The organism is Streptomyces sp. SPB074, assembly GCF_000154905.1.
Taxonomy (GTDB): Bacteria; Actinomycetota; Actinomycetes; order Streptomycetales; family Streptomycetaceae; genus Streptomyces.
Genome location: NZ_GG770539.1, coordinates 6567321 through 6582854 on the forward strand (window position 1 = coordinate 6567321; position 15534 = coordinate 6582854).

Below are 15534 nucleotides of genomic sequence, written 5' to 3' on the forward strand. Positions count from 1 at the left end.
GGCGCCAGGCGCGGCCCGCCGCCTTCGCGGTGGCCACCGCCTCGCGCGGGCCGAGCCGCGGGTAGGTGATGCCGAGCCGCGGCCCGTACGGGGAGACCTCGCCGCCCACGGCCCCCGCCTCGCCCGGGTGGCCCGGCAGCGCGAAGGGCCGGTCGAGCAGGTCGCGGAAGGCGCGCTCGCCGGCCTCGGGGGCCTCCTCGCCGTAGACGGACTTGCTCGGCGACTCGGGGTAGGCCGAGTGGAAACCGCGCGTGGCGATCGCCTCGGCGGCAGCGCGGAGCAGACCCTCGTGACGTGCGAAGAAATCGGTCCTGGCAGTGGCGGGAGAAGACATGGGACCCCTTGACAGGCGAATCGGATGCTGAATTACTGACCCGGTCGAAAGCTAACCGAATGTTCGGTCGGGCAGCAAGGGTGGTGAGCGCCACATGGGACGTGGCAGTGACACGAAGCCGGTCGAGGCGCACAATGCGGAGGCGGCCGGACCGGCCGGTCCCGCCGGACGCGGGACGGGTCCCGAACGCGCCATGTGGGCGAAGGACCGGGCCTCGCGGGGGCTGGGCATGGAACTGCTCTCCTCGGGCGACGGCACCGCCAGGGTCCGGATGGAGATCACCGGCGCCATGGTCAACGGGCACGGTGTCGCCCACGGCGGTTTCCTCTTCACCCTCGCCGACACGGCCTTCGCCGTCGCCTGCAACTCCCGGGGGCCCGTGACCGTCGGGGCCGGTGCCGACATCGACTTCGTGGCGCCCGCTTTCGAGGGCGACGTTCTCGTCGCCGAGGCGCGAGAACGCACCAGGTTCGGCCGCAGCGGTCTGTACGACGTGCGTATCGAGCGCGACGACCCCCAGCACACCGTCGTCGTGGAATTCCGCGGTCGCAGCCGTGTGATCCGAGGCGTGGAGGAACGAACATGACAACCACAGAGGCCGGAACGACGGAGTCCTGGCCCGAGGAGCAGCCGCCGACGGCCCCGGGCACCCGCCCGGCGCGTTTCGGCGAGGCGCTGCCCGACGCACTGCGCGACCCGGCCGAGAGACTGGGCCGCGAGGAGATCCGCGCCCTGCAGCTGGAGCGGCTGCGCGCGACCCTCGACCACGCCTACACGAACGTGCCGCTGTACCGCCGCAAGTTCGACGAGGCGGGGGTGCGCCCCGAGGACCTGCGCACCCTGGAGGACATCGCCCGCTTCCCGTACACGACGAAGGCGGACCTGCGCGAGACCTACCCCTTCGGGATGTTCGCCGTCCCGCGCGAGGAGGTCCGCAGGCTGCACGCCTCCAGCGGCACCACCGGGCGCCCCACCGTCGTCGGCTACACCGACAAGGACCTCCGCGACTGGGCCGCCCTCGTCGCCCGCTCGCTGCGCGCGGCGGGAGCCCGCCCCGGCGACCGCGTGCACGTCAGCTACGGCTACGGCCTCTTCACCGGCGGGCTCGGCGCCCACTACGGCGTCGAGGCGGCCGGCTGCACCGTCATCCCCGCCTCCGGCGGCCAGACCGCCCGGCAGGTCCAGCTCATCCAGGACTTCGAGCCCGACCTCATCATGGTCACGCCCTCGTACATGCTCACGCTGCTGGACGAGTTCGAGCGCCAGGGCGTCGACCCGCGCTCCACGAAGCTGCGCGCGGGCGTCTTCGGCGCCGAGCCGTGGACCGAGGAGATGCGCCGCGAGATCGAGGACCGCATGGGCATCCACGCGGTCGACATCTACGGGCTCTCCGAGGTCATGGGCCCCGGCGTCGCGAGCGAGTGCGTCGAGACCAAGGACGGCCTGCACATCTGGGAGGACCACTTCCTGCCCGAGGTGGTGGACCCGATCACCGACGAGGTGCTGCCCGACGGCACCTCCGGCGAGCTGGTCTTCACCTCGCTCACCAAGGAGGCCCTCCCGGTCATCCGCTACCGCACCCGCGACCTCACCCGCCTCCTGCCCGGCACCGCCCGGCCCGGGATGCGCCGCATGGAGAAGGTCACCGGCCGCTGCGACGACATGATCATCCTGCGCGGGGTGAACCTCTTCCCGAGCCAGATCGAGGAGATCCTGCTCCGCGTCCCCGCGCTCGCCCCGCACTTCCAGATCCACCTCGGCCGCCGGGGCCGCATGGACCACCTCACGGTCCGCGTCGAGGCCCGCCAGGACTCCGGCCCCGAGGCCCGCGAGGCCGCGGCGGCCGTCGTCCTCAAGAAGATCAAGGACACGATCGGCGTCAGCGTCGGCATCGAGGTCCTCGACCCCGACACCCTGGAACGCTCGGTCGGCAAGATCAAACGCATCATGGACGAGCGCCGCTCCTGACCGCTCCGGCGGCCGGGAACGTCGCGGGTCCGGGGCGGAGCCCCGAAAGGGCGAGCCCCGGGCCCGCGCGAGCCCCGGGCCCGCGCCGTCCCCGCGATGTGACGTGCGCCTCACTCGTACAACCCCCCGCCCGCGCAATCGTCTGACTCCCGGACACTTGTGCACGACCAAGGGGGAGGCCCGCGTATGCGCATCGCGTTCCTGATCCACAACGCCTACGGGATCGGGGCGACCATCCGCGGCACCGCCCACCTCTCGGCGGCCCTCGCCGAACGCCACGACGTCCAGGTCATGAGCGTCCACCGCGTAGCCGACACCCCCGCCCTCCCCTTCGACCCGCGCGTCCGGCTCAGCTCCCTCATCGACATGCGCGAGGACACCCCCGGCTACGAGGGCGACCACGTCCTCAACACCGGCACCCACCGCATGTTCCCCGACCCCGCCGTCGAGACCGGCCGCCTGCGCTACCGCACCCTGCACGACCTGCGGCTGACCGAATGGCTCGCCTGGACCGACGCGGACGCCGTCATCGCGACCCGCCCCCTGCTCAACGGCTACCTCGCCCGCCACGGCAGCGACCGCTACCTGCGTATCGGGCAGGAACACCTCACCCTCCACTCGCACGAACCGCGGCTGCGCGCCGACCAGAACAGCTGCCTGCCCCACCTCGACGCCTTCGTCACCCTCACCGAGGACGACGCCGCCGCCTACCGCGCCGCCGTCCCCGAGGCCGCCGACCGCGTCCACGCCGTCCCGCCCGGCAGCCCCGACCTCGGCCTCACCCCCTCGCTGCGCACCTCCCGCACGATCATCGCCGCCGGACGCCTCGTCCCCGGCAAGCGCTACGACCGGCTCGTGGACGCCTTCGCCAAGCTGCTCCCCGAGCACCCCGGCTGGACCCTGCGCATCTACGGACGCGGCCCCGAGCACGCCGCGCTGCGCCGCCGCGTCGACCGGCTCGGCCTCTACGACCACGTCCTCCTCATGGGCGCCGTCACGCCCATGGAACCCGAGTGGGCCAAGGCCGCGATCGCCGCCGTCAGCTCCGACATCGAGCCCTACGGCCACGGCATCCTCGAAGCCATGCGCGCCGGCGTGCCCGTCGTCGCCACCGACGCCCCGCACGGCCCGGGCCGCCTCGTCGCGCACGGGGTCACCGGACTGCTCGCCCCCCTCACCGGCGGCACCGACGCCCTCGCCGCCGCGCTCGGCCGCCTCATGGACGACCAGGAGACGCGGGACCGCTTCGGCCGCACCGCCCGCGTCCACGCCGCCGCCCACTCCACCGAGGCCGCCGCCCGGGCCTACGAACGCATCCTGGACGACATCGGGGCTCGCAGGACCCGCGACCGCGCCGAACTCGACGCACTCGGCCCCCGCCCCCGCAAGGCAGCCCGCGCCGCCGCGCGCCTCACCCCGCCCTTCCGCGTCCCGCGCCGCGCCCGCCCCCCGCGCAAGCCCCCGCGCCCGCGCACCGAGGCCCGCGCCCTCGTCACCCGCACCGGCGCGATCGAGATACGCCCCACCGCGCCCTTCCCCGGCCCCTACGAACTCCTCCTCACGCTCCGCGACGACCCGGCGGCCCGCGCGGTGCGCCTCCCGGTCCCCGAGCCGGGCCCCGCCGTCCTCGGCCGCGCCACGCACCGCCTGGACGAGGGCCGCTGGGACGTCCACCTCCTCGCGGGCACCACCCGGCGAAGACTGCGCGCCGCGCTGGTCGAACAGGGCGCGCTGCCCGGGCTGCCGCCCCTGGAGGACGGCACGGGCTTCGCCCACTGGATTCCGTACCGCACGAAGGACGGCTACCTGGCGATACGGGCCTGGCGGCGACCGGCGCACGCCGAGATCGTCGCCCTGGAGACCGGCGACTCCGGTCTCCTCGTCACCGCCCAGCTCCACGGCATCGTCCGCACCCTGCCGCGCGGCGCGATGGTCCGGGTCAAGGCCCGCGAGGAGGGCAGCGAAAGCTTCCTGCTCGCGGCGCGCGACCAGGGCCGGGGACGCTTCGGCTTCCGGCTGCCGTACGTCATGCCGCTCGCCGGGCACGCCCGCGCCCAGGACGTGTGGGACTTCGCGCTGCTCCCGGAGCCGGGCGTCGCCCCCGTACCGCTGGGCCGCGTCCTCGGCGACCTGGTGGACCGCAAGAAGGCCGCCGTGCTGCCGTACACGGAGCTGGAGCACCCGGCGGGCGGCACGGCGCGGGTGCGGCCCTTCGTGAACGTGCGCGGCGATCTCTCGCTCCTCATGCGGGACACCGGCGACCGGCCCGCCAGGCTCCCCGCCGACTGAGCCCGCCCCGGACCCGTCCTGCCTGGTCACGGCCGGCGCCCGGAGAAAAGGAGCACGCCCCCGGGGATAGTTCCGCGGCGGTCGGTGAGACGGTGGAGGAAGGCAGTACCGCCCCCACCCCGTACCGCACGAAGGGACACCATGACCGCGTACAAGGTCGTCAACCCCGCCACCGGCCGGACCGAGAGCACCTTCCCCGAGGCCACCGACGCGGAGATCCAGGACGCCCTGGACCGCTCCGCCGAGGCGTACCGCGGCTGGCGCGCGAGTGCCGCCGCGGACCGGGCCGCCGTCCTGGAGCGCGTCGCCGCGCTCTACGCCGAACGCAAGGACGCGCTCGCCGCGCTCATCACGCGCGAGATGGGCAAGCCCGTCACCCAGGCGCGCGGCGAGATCGACATCACCATCTCGATCTACCGCTACTACGCCGAGAACGGCCCCGGCTTCCTCGCCGACGAGGAACTCGACGTCGTCGCGGGCGGCAGCGCCGTGGTCCGCAAGGAGGGCATGGGCCCGCTCCTCGGGATCATGCCGTGGAACTTCCCCTACTACCAGGTCGCCCGCTTCGCCGCGCCGAACCTCATGCTCGGCAACACCATCCTGCTCAAGCACGCCCCCCAGTGCCCCGAGTCCGCGCTCGCCATGGAGAAGATCTTCCAGGACGCGGGCCTCCCCGACGGCGCCTACGTCAACCTGTTCGCGAGCAACGAACAGGTCTCGACGATCATCGCCGACCCCCGCGTGCAGGGCATCTCCCTCACCGGCTCCGAGCGCGCCGGGGCGGCCGTCGCCGAGCAGGCGGGCCGCCACCTCAAGAAGGTCGTCCTCGAACTCGGCGGCTCCGACCCCTTCCTCGTCCTGCGGCCCGCCGACCTCGACCGGACCGTCAAGAACGCCTTCTTCGGCCGCTACGGCAACGCGGGCCAGGCGTGCAACGCGGCCAAGCGCATCATCGTCCTCGCCGACCAGTACGAGGAGTTCACGCGCAAGTTCACCGAGACCGTCAAGGGCGTGACCCCCGGCGACCCGGCCGAGGAGAGCACCTTCATGGGCCCGCTCTCCTCGCGCCAGGCCGTCGAGAACCTCGCCGCGCAGATCGAGGACGCCGTCGCCCACGGCGCGACCCTCCTCGCGGGCGGCAAGCCGCTCGACCGCGAGGGCGCCTGGTTCGAGCCGACCGTCCTCACGGACGTCGGCCCCGGGATGCGCGCCTTCCAGGAGGAACTGTTCGGCCCGGCGGCCGTCATCTACAAGGTCGAGACCGAGGACGAGGCCGTCGCGCTCGCCAACAACACGCCCTACGGCCTCGGCGCGGCCATCGCCACCGACGACCCCGAGCGGGCCCTGCGCGTCGCCGCGCGACTCGACACCGGCATGGTCTACGTCAACGAGGCGAGCGGTTCCGCGGCCGAACTGCCCTTCGGCGGCGTGAAGCGCTCCGGCATCGGGCGCGAGCTGGGCAAGTACGGCATGGAGGAGTTCGCCAACAAGAAGCTCGTGCGCGTACGCGGCTGAGCCGCCCTCCGGGGAGCGCGGGGGCCGGCGCCGCGCCCCCGTGCGTACGCCGGTCGCACATCCGGGCGTGCGCACCGCCCCGAGCGGGGGTAGGGACGAGGGAGCGGCCCTGACCGGCCGCCCTTTCGCCCCCGCCCGTGAGGACACCGCCCCATGCCGAGCCCTTCGCCCGCCCCGACACCCTCCGCGTCCGGTGCCGGGGACGACCCGAAGGCCGCCCTCCTCGACGGGCTGACGATCGACCGCAGCCGCCCGGAGCGCCCCCTGCTCCGCGACGCCTCGGGCGCCCCCGTCGACACCTGGCGCGAGAACTACCCGTACTCCCACAAGGTGGGCCGCCGCGAGTACGAGAAACGCAAACGCGTCCTCCAGATCGAGATGCTCAAGATGCAGCGCTGGGTCAAGGACACCGGGCAGCGCCTCGTCGTCCTGTGCGAGGGCCGCGACGCGGCGGGCAAGGGCGGCACGATCCAGCGCTTCACGGAACGGCTCAACCCGCGCGGCGCCCGCGTCGTCGCGCTGGAGAAACCGACCGGCCGCGAGGCGGGGCAGTGGTACTTCCAGCGCTACGTCAGCCAGCTCCCCTCCGCCGGGGAGATCGTCTTCTTCGACCGCTCCTGGTACAACCGCGCCGGTGTCGAGCGCGTCATGGACTTCTGCACGCCCACCGAGTACTACCACTTCCTGCGCCAGACCCCCGCCTTCGAGCGGATGCTCACCGACGACGGCGTGCTCCTCGTCAAGTTCTGGTTCTCCGTCTCGCGCGCCGAGCAGCGCACCCGCTTCGCGATCCGCCAGATCGACCCCGTGCGGCAGTGGAAGCTCTCGCCCATCGACCTCGCCTCGCTCGACCTGTGGGACGCCTACACCGAGGCGAAGATCGACATGTTCCGCGCCACGGACACCGACGCCGCCCCGTGGACGGTCGTGAAGAACAACGACAAGCGGCGCGGACGCCTGGAGGCGATGCGCAGCCTCCTCGCCCGGCTCGACTACCCGGCGAAGGACCCGGCCGTCGTCGGCATCCCCGACCCGCTCGTCGTCGGCCCCGCCGACACCCTCCTGGAGCCCGGCGAGGAGAGCGCGAGCCTGTCGCCGACCCCGCTCGCGGGCAGCAGGCACGGGCGCGGCCTCCACCCTCAGGACGGGGTGCCGGAACCGGACGAGGAGTGAGGGGTGGTCCGGGGCCCCGGCGGCGACTGGCATGATCGAGGAATGTCAGATCGCATCATCGCCGCCTGCGACGGCGCGTCCAAGGGCAACCCGGGCCGCGCCGCCTGGGCCTGGGTCGCCGCCGACGCCGAGGGGACCCCGGAGCGCTGGGAGGCGGGCCCGCTGGGCACCGCCACCAACAACGTCGCCGAACTCACCGCCCTGCTCCGCCTGCTGGAGACCACGGACGCGCGGCGCCCGCTGGAGGTCCGGATGGACTCCCAGTACGCCATGAAGGCCGTCACGGAGTGGCTGCCCGGCTGGAAGCGCCGCGGCTGGAAGACGGCGGCGGGCAAGCCGGTCGCCAACCAGGAACTCGTGGAGGCCATCGACGCGCTGCTCCAGGGCCGCGAGGTCGCGTTCCGGTACGTGCCCGCCCACCAGGTCGGCGGCGACCCGCTCAACGCGATCGCCGACCAGGCCGCGAGCGAGTGCGCGATCAGCCAGGAACCGGCGGGGACCGCGTACGGCGCCCCCGCGCCCCCCGTGCCGAGCGCGTCGCGCACCGAACCGGCGCGCACCAGCGGCGCGAGCCGCGCCAGGAGCGGCGGCAGGACCGCCGCCAGGTCCGGCGGCAAGGCGCCGACGCTCAAGGCCAAGTACCCCGGCCGCTGCGGCGCCTGCGGGCAGCCCTACACGGCGGGCGAGGACATCACGAAGGTCGGCAAGGGCTGGGGCCACGTGGGGTGCGCGGGGGAGTGAGCGGTGCCTGAGCGCGTGGGGGGCGGGACCCTCCGGTCCCGTCCCCACTCGGGGACAGCGATGGGGCACACCGCACGCCCAGCCCGATGGTCGACCGGCAGCAGCGCGCCGTTGATGTTGCTCGCCGCGTCCGAGGCGAGGAAGAGGATCGCCGCCGCCTGCTCCTCGGCCCGCGCCGCCTTGCCCACGTTCGCCGCGTACGTGCCGATCGTCGCCGGGCCCCGGGCCCCGTCCGCCCTGTCCACCGTGATGTTCGTGGCCGTGCCGCCGGGGGCGATCGCGTTGGTGCGCAGCCCCTCCTCCCGGTACATGACCGCGAGGGACTTCATGAGCCCCACGACACCGTGCTTCGCGGTCGTGTAGGCCGCGCCCGCCGCGCTGCCGCGCAGCGCCGCCTCCGAGGCGGTGAAGACGACGGCGCCGTGCCCGGACGCCAGCAGGTGGGGGAGTGCCGCGCGGGTCAGCAGGAACGGCGCCGTCAGGTTGACGCGCAGGACGCGTTCCCACTCCGCGTCGTCGGTGTCCCCGGCCGCCGACATCCGGTCCATGATCCCGGCGTTGTTCACGAGCACGTCGATCCCGCCGAACCGCTCGACGCTCCGCGCCACGACCTCCTCCACCACCGCCGGCTCGCTCAGGTCCCCGACGACGGCGACGGCGCTGCCGCCCTCCCGCTCGATCTCCGCCACGACGGAGTCCGCGCGCGCGGCGTCGAGATCGGCGACGACGACCCGCGCGCCCTCGCCGGCGAACCCCAGCGCGGCGGCGCGCCCGATACCGGACCCGGCGCCGGTGACGACGACGCTGCGGCCCGCAAGACCTGTGGTGCTCATGGTGACTCCTTGTTCCGAGGTGTACCGCCGGACCGGAAGGGATGGTTCCGCTTCGACGCCGCCGAGCGTACTCCTTTGTGGCGCCAGGTGACACAAAGGCGTCAGGTGACAGAAAGTGGCCCGCGAGGGACAATGGCGGCGAGAGGCGGGCCGGTGACGAGGAGCGCGATGACGGACAGGGAAGGCGGCGCGGCGACCCGCGCGGGCGCCGAGGCGGGCCCGCGCGCGCGAGCGGCGGGCACGGGCCATCGCGCCGCGCGCACGGGGCGGCCGCCGCTGACCGAACGGCGCAAGGCCGCGACGCGGCGCGAGATCGCGGTCGAGGCCGTACGGCTCTTCGGCGCCCAGGGCGTCGCGGCGACCTCGGGGGACGACATCGCCCGCGCCGCCGGGATCTCGACCCGCACCCTGTGGCGCTACTTCCCGTCCAAGGAGCACTGCGTGAAGCCGCTCCTCGCGCTCGGCCTCGAACGCGCCATCGCCCAGCTCGGGAACTGGCCCGCCGACCGGCCGCTCGCCGAGGCGATCGCCGGGCAGGACCCCGACGGCGGGGCCGAGGAGGCCGGGCTCACGAAGCAGCTCATCACGATGGCGATCGAGGAGCCGGCGCTGCACGCGGTGTGGCTGGAGACGCACCACGAGGCGGAGGAGGTCTTCGCCGAGTTCGTCGCGGCGCGGACGGGACGCGCGGTGGACGAACTCGCGGTGCGCGTCCAGGCGGTCATCATGAACGGCGCGATGCGGGTCGGCGCCGAGCACTGGGCGCGCGGCGGCGACGACCGCCGCACCCACGAGGAAGCCCTGCGCGCCGCGCTGCGCTCCGCGCTGGAGGGGCTCGGGGACTGACGGCGACTCGCCGCGACGGGAGCCTCGCCCGCCGGTGGCGCCGGCGCGGCGCCGAGGGCGCCTCGGCCGCTCCGGTCCCGTTGTCAGTGGCGGCCGTTAGCGTCGAAGGCATGACCGAACGAATCGATGTGCCGCGAGGTCCGGCGGCGGCCGAGCCCGTCATCCAGGTGCGGCCCGCGACCGATCTGGACCTGGACGGTCTGCTCGCCTCGATGGCCGCGCTCTTCGCCGAGGACGCCGGGCCGCGCGACCCGGCCGCCGATCCCCGCTGGTTCGCGGAGCACGGCCGCCAGGCACTCGCCGCCGGGCTCACCGACCCCGCCCGGCTCCTGCTCGTCGCGGAGTGCGCGGGCAAGGTAACCGGCCACCTGACCGCGATGCTGCGCCCGCCCGAACCCCTGCTCCCCGTCGGCACGGTGACCCTCGCGAGCCTCTACGTCCGCCCCGCGATGCGCGGCGCGGGCACGGGCTCCCGCCTCCTCGCCGACTGCCTCGGCTGGGCTCGCGAACACGGTGCCTTCCGCACCGAGGTCTCCGCCTACGCGAGCAACACGGCGGCGCTGCGCTTCTACCGCCGCCACGGGTTCACGGACCACGAGGTGACGCTGACGGCACCCGGCGGCCCCGTCCCCGGCACCGCCTGACGGGCGCTCAGGCGGCGGGGTCGGCGGGGTCCGTGGCCGCCCAGGCCGCCTCGATCATCCGGAAAACCTCGTCCACCGCCCCGGCGGGGTCCTCCGCCGCGCGGGCCAGCGCGTAGGCGTCGAGCACGAACCGCGCGAGAGCCCGGCTCTCGGTCCGCGACCGGGAGAGCGCCGGATCGGCGGCGATCGCCGCCGCCAGCGTCTCCGCGTGCCGCAGCCGCATCGACTCCTCGTACCTCCGCAGGGCGGGCGAGGCGTCGATCATGCGCCACACGGGGTCCGCGCCGTCCGCCGCACAGTGCCGCACCAGGGCGTGGATCTCGCGGCGCAGCGGCGGCAGGAGCGGCGCCCCGGGCGCCCGCCCGGTGACCGCCCCGGCGAGGCGCCGCTCGAAGTCCTCGTCCCGCTCGAAGACCAGGGCCTCCTTCGAGGCGAAGTGCGAGAAGAGGGTCGTCACGGCGACGTCGGCCTCGGCGGCCACCTCGCGGATGCCCACCGCCTCGTACCCGCGCTCCAGGAAGAGCCGCAGGGCGGTGCCGGCGATCTTCTGCCGGGTCGCGGCCTTCTTCCGCTCGCGGCGTCCGGTGGGCGCGGTCATGGGCGCACACTAGCAGGTCCGAAAACGCAACAGTTCCAAAACACTAACCGTTAGTGCTACGTTCCCGGCATGAGAAAAGTGAGCTACGCCGAGTTCGGCGGCCCCGAGGTGCTGCGCCTGACGGAGGCCGAGGAGCCGCACGCGGGCCCGGGGCGGATACGTATCGCGGTCCGGGCGGCCGGGGTGAACCCGGTCGACTGGCGGCTGCGCGAGGGACAGGTGCTGGGCGCCCACCCGGTCGAACTGCCCGCGGGGGTCGGCCTGGACGCCGCCGGAGTGGTGGACGAGGTCGGCGCGGGGGTGCGGGACGTGGCGCCCGGCGACCGCGTGTTCGGGGAGGGCATCGCCACCTACGCCGAGTTCGCCGTCCTGACGGCCTGGGCCCCGATGCCCGAGCGGCTGTCCTTCGCCGAGGCCGCCGGCTACCCCTCGGTGGTCGAGACCGCGCTGCGCGTCCTGCGCGAGGTCGGCGTGCGGCCGGGCCAGACGCTCCTGGTGAGCGGGGCGGCCGGCGGTGTGGGCTCCGCCGTGCTCCAGTTCGCCCGCGAGCGCGGCATCACGGTGATCGGCACGGCCGGTGCCGCGAACCAGGACTACCTGCGCGCCCTGGGTGCCCTCGCCACCACTTACGGCGAGGGCTGGCCGGCGCGCGTGCGGCGGCTCGGGCGGGTGGACGCCGCGCTCGACCTCGCGGGCGCCGGGGTGATCGAGGAACTCGTGGAACTGACCGGGGACCCCCGGAAAGTGGTCTCCATCGCCGACCTCGACGCCCCGCGGTCCGGCGTCCGGTTCTCGGGCACGGCAGGGAGCGTCCCCGACGCGCTCGCGGAGGCCGTCGGGCTGATCGCGCGGGGCAGGCTCCACCTCCCCGTCGAGAAGACGTACACGCTCGCCGAGGCCGCCCAGGCGCACCGCGACAGCCGGGCCGGGCACGCCCGGGGGCGCCGGGTCATCCTCGTCTGAGCCCGGCGCCGGGTGGTGACCATCGCTCACCACCCGGCGCTCGCGGGCTTCACGGGCGCGGGGACCCCACCGTCACGCGGCGGACGCCGCTCAGGCCGCCGGGGGTGCGGGCAGCCGTACGGTGTGCGTCTCGCCGTCCGGCCAGCGGATCTCCGCCCGCGCGGTCCCGTCCGGCTCCCACGCGGTGCGGACGCCGGGCAGCGCCGCCGGGGTGCCCGCGCCGAGGTGGACGGCCGCCGCGTAGACCGTGCCGGGCGAGGCCGCGGCCGACGACGTCAGGAGCGGCGTGGCCGAGTGGTGCGCCAGCGGGCTGCACCCCGTACCGGAGCGCACCGAGGCGAGCGGGAGGCCGCCCAGGTCGGTCACGGCGGAGACGAGCCCGCCGGGGGAGGCCACCTCGGCGTGGCCCGGAGTGTCCGAGGGGGCGTCGGCGAAGGTGCCCGAGCCCGCCTCGACCCGCGCCGCGCGGGCCGCCTCCGTCTCGCGCACCGGCTCCGTGCCCGTCGGCAGTGCCCAGCCGCCGAAGCGCACCCGCGCCTGCGGCACCTCGCCCGCCGCCGGGTCCACCCGCGCGACGCGCACCTCGACGGAACCCCGCACGGCCGAGCCCACCGTGAGCCACGGCCCCGTGCGGAAGTCCGCGGGCGGGCCGCCGAAGGGGTCCCAGGCCGCGCCCGCCGTGTCCACCGGCCAGTGCGCGCGCGAGCGCGAGACGCCCGTGCCGTCCGCGAGCGAGAGCCGTTCCACCGGCCTGCGGTGCGCCGCCCGGCCCGCCGCGTCGACGAGTGTCGCGCTCGCCTCCCAGGCCCCGGCGCCCGCGTCCGCCGGGTACTCGGGGGTCGCGTGCGTGGAGTACCCGAGCCGCGCGTAGTGCGGGTCGTCGGGCCACAGCCGCGCCGGATCGCTGTGGTCCCCGCCGTGGTTGACGACCCGTACGACCCCGTCCGCCGCCGTGCCCGTCACGAGCCAGCCCGGCCCGTCCAGCGTCCGCGTGAAATCGCCGCGCTCCACCGCGAGCGGTTCCGGCTCCGCCGTCCACACCGGGTGCGAGGCCGGGAGCAGCAGTCCCGCGAAGCCCTTGCTCGCCCAGTACGGCGACGCCGGGCCCGAGTACACCTGGAGCAGACCGCCGAAGGGGCGGTGCCACCCCAGGCTCAGCAGCCCCTCACCGGTGAGCGCCCCGTTCTCCGTGAAGTAGGAGAGCGTGCGCGCCGCGAGGCCCCGCGTCTCGCCCGGGGTCAGCGGGTTCGCGTCGAAGAGCGTGCCCGTCCACAGCGGGGCGAGCGCCGCCCAGCGGTAGGTGAGCGAGCGGCCCTGGAAGAGCGGGGCGCCGTTGCCGCCCACGAGGTGGCGCCAGTCGGCGAGGAAGAGCCGCAGCCGCTCCCGGTAGCGGTCGGCGAGCCCCGCGGGCGCCTCCTCGCCGAGGACGCGCGTGAACCACAGGGGATAGAGGTGCATCGCCCAGCCGTTGTAGTGGTCGTGGTTGCGGTGCGCGCCCCCGGTCAGCCCGTCCGAGTACCAGCCGCCGCCCTGGTACCACTTTTCCGTCGTCGCGAGCGTCCGGTCCAGGTCCTCCTGGCGCCACTGCCCGCCCACCGAGCGCGCGAACGCCTCGGTGACGCCCTGGAACCAGATCCAGTTGTTCTGCGGCATGTCGGTGCCGACCATGAGGCCGAGCCAGTCCAGGAGCTGGGCCCGGGTCCGCTCGCTCAGCCGGTCCCAGATCCACGGCCGCGTCTCGTGGAGCGCGAGCGCGACCGAAGCTGCCTCGACCTTCGCCTGGTTGGCCTCGGCGAAGGTGGGCCACCGCTCGGGGCTCTCCGGATCGACGCCCGCCGCGAGGCCGCGTGCGTACCACTCCGCGAAACCGTGCGGGTCCCGGCCCTCCTCGCCGCGCAGCCGGAAGGCGGCGAGCAGGAAGGTGCGCGCGAAGCCTTCGAGACCGTCGCTCCACTCGCCGCTCGCGCTCGCGGGCCCGGGCAGCCGGATTTGGGCGTGCTCCTGGCTCGCGTACGGGCGCACCGCGCGCAGCATGTCGTCGGCGAGCCGTCCCCAGCGGGCCCGGCCCGTCCAGGCGGCGGGGTCCGCGGGGCGGGCGCTGCCCGGCGTGCTCGGCTGCGGCATGACGTGTGACTCCTTCGTGAGACGACTGGCCCGCGCCGCGGTGACCAGCGGCGACCCGCGCCAGTCTTGCGCACCGGGCCCGCCCTGACGAGACTGGAGAAAGCGGTTTCTAAATTGCTTTCCCCGGCCCCCGCCGGGGCGCTTCGCGCGGTCCCGGGGGGCCTGTGCGGGCGCTGTGATTGCATTAGTCAAGCCGATTGACAAAACGGGCGGGCCCTCCGTACGTTCGAGTGGCCGAGCGGAGCACCCGCGCCGGTGGCGGCGTCGCCGGCGCGACGACACCGTGAACCACCCCGTGCCCGCGAAGCCCTTCCCCCGGGCCCGCGCGGTGCGACCGACCGGCCCCCACCCGCCTCGATCCGGCCGTGCGGGGCCGTGAAGCACCGATGGGAGCGTGCAAGACCATGACGAACCCCAGCCGAAGGGCGCTCGTCGTTCGCGGCGGGTGGGAGGGACACTCACCCGTCGAGATCACCGACCTCTTCCTGCCCTTTCTCCAGGACGCGGGATTCTCGGTCGACACCTCGGACACCCTCGACGTCTACACCGACGCCGAACGCCTCGCCGCCACCGACCTGATCGTCCAGTGCTGGACGATGGGCCAGGTGACGCCCGGTCAGAGCGCGGGCCTGATCGCGGCGGTCCGCGCGGGCACCGGCTTCGCCGGCTGGCACGGCGGGATCGTGGACTCCTTCCGCGGAGATCTTGGCTACCAGCGGCTCACCGGGGGGCAGTTCCTCATGCACCCCGAGGGCTACCACGACCACCGCGTCCACATCGTCCCCGGTCACGAACTGGTCGAGGGCATCGAGGACTTCGACGTCCACACGGAGCAGTACTGGGTCGCGACCGACCCCGCCGTCGAGGTGCACGCCACGACGGTCTTCCCGGCGGGCGAGGAGCACCACCAAGAGGTCGTCATGCCCGCCGTGTGGAGCCGCCGCTACGGCGCGGGACGCGTCTTCGTCAACACGATCGGCCACAAGCCCGACGACTTCGACGTGCCCGGCGCGCGCGTCCTGACCGAGAGGGGGCTGCTGTGGGCGAGCCGTTGAGGATCGGCATCGTCGGGGCCGGGAAGATCAGCGGCGCCTATCTCGACTCGCTGGACCGGCTCACGCGGCCGCTGAAGGTCACCGCCGTCGCCGACCTGGACCTGGGCCGGGCCAAGGAGGCCGCCGGGCGGGCCGGGGACGCGCTCGCGCTCGGCTCGGTCGACGCGCTCCTCGCCCGCGAGGACGTCGACGCCGTGCTGAATCTGACGATCCCCGCCGTGCACGCCGAGGTGGCCCTCGCCGCCCTCGCGGCCGGCAAGCACGTCTACGGCGAGAAGCCGCTCGCCGCGACGCGCGAGGAGGCCGCCGCGGTGCTCGCCGCCGCCGGCGCCGCCGGGCTGCGGGTCGGCTGCGCCCCGGACACCGTCCTCGGCACGGGGACGCAGACCGCGCGCAAGGCCGTCGAGGACGGTCGCGTCGGCACGCCCGTCGCCGCGACCGCCTTCATGAC

At 74.6% G+C, this 15534-nt stretch carries 13 protein-coding genes and 2 pseudogenes; 11 read left to right on the forward strand and 4 right to left on the reverse strand.

Annotated elements, in window-relative coordinates; genetic code table 11:
- Positions 1 to 334, reverse strand: a pseudogene (locus tag SSBG_RS28025) (phenylacetic acid degradation protein PaaN); the annotation flags it as partial.
- A gap of 94 nt (positions 335 to 428) precedes the next feature.
- Here SSBG_RS28025 and paaI point away from each other — a divergent pair.
- From paaI to SSBG_RS28055, 6 genes are all read left to right on the forward strand, one after another.
- Entirely contained in the window at positions 429 to 920 is a 492-nt protein-coding gene (paaI, locus tag SSBG_RS28030; RefSeq protein WP_008749419.1) for a hydroxyphenylacetyl-CoA thioesterase PaaI, read from the forward strand.
- Positions 917 to 2302, forward strand: coding sequence for a phenylacetate--CoA ligase PaaK (paaK, locus tag SSBG_RS28035; protein ID WP_037870803.1), 1386 nt, complete (start codon positions 917 to 919; stop codon positions 2300 to 2302). Before paaI ends, paaK begins: the two co-directional genes overlap by 4 nt.
- A 186-nt stretch (positions 2303 to 2488) precedes the next feature.
- Positions 2489 to 4591, forward strand: a complete 2103-nt coding sequence (locus SSBG_RS28040) for a glycosyltransferase (protein ID WP_008749421.1) — start codon at positions 2489 to 2491, stop codon at positions 4589 to 4591.
- A gap of 141 nt (positions 4592 to 4732) precedes the next feature.
- Positions 4733 to 6106 (forward strand): NAD-dependent succinate-semialdehyde dehydrogenase, encoded by a 1374-nt coding sequence (locus SSBG_RS28045; protein WP_008749422.1) that lies wholly within the window; start codon positions 4733 to 4735, stop codon positions 6104 to 6106.
- 153 nt (positions 6107 to 6259) lie between these two features.
- Complete coding sequence (gene ppk2, locus SSBG_RS28050; RefSeq protein ID WP_008749423.1) at positions 6260 to 7279, forward strand: polyphosphate kinase 2; 1020 nt, start codon at positions 6260 to 6262, stop codon at positions 7277 to 7279.
- A 42-nt stretch (positions 7280 to 7321) separates the two neighbouring features.
- A complete protein-coding gene (locus SSBG_RS28055) occupies positions 7322 to 8020 on the forward strand; it encodes a ribonuclease H family protein (protein ID WP_008749424.1) in 699 nt (232 codons plus the stop codon).
- 89 nt (positions 8021 to 8109) lie between these two features.
- Here the strand turns inward: SSBG_RS28055 and SSBG_RS28060 are convergent.
- Positions 8110 to 8853 (reverse strand): annotated as a pseudogene (locus SSBG_RS28060) (SDR family NAD(P)-dependent oxidoreductase); the annotation flags it as partial.
- Between the two features lie 168 nt (positions 8854 to 9021).
- Between SSBG_RS28060 and SSBG_RS28065 the strand changes: the two are divergent.
- Together SSBG_RS28065 and SSBG_RS28070 are read left to right on the forward strand one after the other, a co-directional pair.
- Positions 9022 to 9699 (forward strand): TetR/AcrR family transcriptional regulator, encoded by a 678-nt coding sequence (locus SSBG_RS28065; RefSeq protein ID WP_008749426.1) that lies wholly within the window; start codon positions 9022 to 9024, stop codon positions 9697 to 9699.
- 110 nt (positions 9700 to 9809) lie between these two features.
- Positions 9810 to 10343, forward strand: a complete 534-nt coding sequence (locus SSBG_RS28070) for a GNAT family N-acetyltransferase (RefSeq protein ID WP_037870804.1) — start codon at positions 9810 to 9812, stop codon at positions 10341 to 10343.
- 7 nt (positions 10344 to 10350) lie between these two features.
- Here SSBG_RS28070 and SSBG_RS28075 read toward each other — a convergent pair whose 3' ends face one another.
- A complete protein-coding gene (locus tag SSBG_RS28075) occupies positions 10351 to 10941 on the reverse strand; it encodes a TetR/AcrR family transcriptional regulator (protein ID WP_008749428.1) in 591 nt (196 codons plus the stop codon).
- A gap of 69 nt (positions 10942 to 11010) precedes the next feature.
- Here SSBG_RS28075 and SSBG_RS28080 point away from each other — a divergent pair, with 69 nt between their 5' ends.
- The gene (locus SSBG_RS28080; protein ID WP_008749429.1) at positions 11011 to 11904 is read left to right on the forward strand and encodes an NADP-dependent oxidoreductase; all 894 of its coding nucleotides are present in this window, start codon (positions 11011 to 11013) and stop codon (positions 11902 to 11904) included.
- Positions 11905 to 11994: 90 nt separating this feature from the next.
- Here the strand turns inward: SSBG_RS28080 and SSBG_RS28085 are convergent, their stop codons facing one another.
- Positions 11995 to 14028, reverse strand: coding sequence for a DUF2264 domain-containing protein (locus SSBG_RS28085; protein WP_008749430.1), 2034 nt, complete (start codon positions 14026 to 14028; stop codon positions 11995 to 11997).
- Positions 14029 to 14414: 386 nt separating this feature from the next.
- Between SSBG_RS28085 and SSBG_RS28090 the strand changes: the two genes are divergently transcribed.
- Together SSBG_RS28090 and SSBG_RS28095 are read left to right on the forward strand one after the other, a co-directional pair.
- Positions 14415 to 15083 (forward strand): ThuA domain-containing protein, encoded by a 669-nt coding sequence (locus SSBG_RS28090; RefSeq protein ID WP_037870805.1) that lies wholly within the window; start codon positions 14415 to 14417, stop codon positions 15081 to 15083.
- Positions 15068 to 15534, forward strand: a 467-nt coding sequence (locus tag SSBG_RS28095) for a Gfo/Idh/MocA family protein (RefSeq protein ID WP_037872097.1), incomplete at its 3' end; no start/stop codon positions are given. The genes SSBG_RS28090 and SSBG_RS28095, both read left to right, overlap by 16 nt.

Bases quoted from the DNA above. Each gene is read 5' to 3' on its own strand.
- SSBG_RS28080 (WP_008749429.1), top strand. From the start codon at position 11,011: ATGAGAAAAGTGAGCTACGCCGAGTTCGGCGGCCCCGAGGTGCTGCGC.
- SSBG_RS28045 (WP_008749422.1), top strand. From the start codon at position 4,733: ATGACCGCGTACAAGGTCGTCAACCCCGCCACCGGCCGGACCGAGAGC.
- SSBG_RS28040 (WP_008749421.1), top strand. From the start codon at position 2,489: ATGCGCATCGCGTTCCTGATCCACAACGCCTACGGGATCGGGGCGACC.
- SSBG_RS28090 (WP_037870805.1), top strand. From the start codon at position 14,415: ATGGGAGCGTGCAAGACCATGACGAACCCCAGCCGAAGGGCGCTCGTC.
- paaI (WP_008749419.1), top strand. From the start codon at position 429: ATGGGACGTGGCAGTGACACGAAGCCGGTCGAGGCGCACAATGCGGAG.
- ppk2 (WP_008749423.1), top strand. From the start codon at position 6,260: ATGCCGAGCCCTTCGCCCGCCCCGACACCCTCCGCGTCCGGTGCCGGG.
- SSBG_RS28065 (WP_008749426.1), top strand. From the start codon at position 9,022: ATGACGGACAGGGAAGGCGGCGCGGCGACCCGCGCGGGCGCCGAGGCG.
- SSBG_RS28070 (WP_037870804.1), top strand. From the start codon at position 9,810: ATGACCGAACGAATCGATGTGCCGCGAGGTCCGGCGGCGGCCGAGCCC.
- paaK (WP_037870803.1), top strand. From the start codon at position 917: ATGACAACCACAGAGGCCGGAACGACGGAGTCCTGGCCCGAGGAGCAG.
- SSBG_RS28055 (WP_008749424.1), top strand. From the start codon at position 7,322: ATGTCAGATCGCATCATCGCCGCCTGCGACGGCGCGTCCAAGGGCAAC.
- SSBG_RS28085 (WP_008749430.1), bottom strand. From the start codon at position 14,028: ATGCCGCAGCCGAGCACGCCGGGCAGCGCCCGCCCCGCGGACCCCGCC.
- SSBG_RS28075 (WP_008749428.1), bottom strand. From the start codon at position 10,941: ATGACCGCGCCCACCGGACGCCGCGAGCGGAAGAAGGCCGCGACCCGG.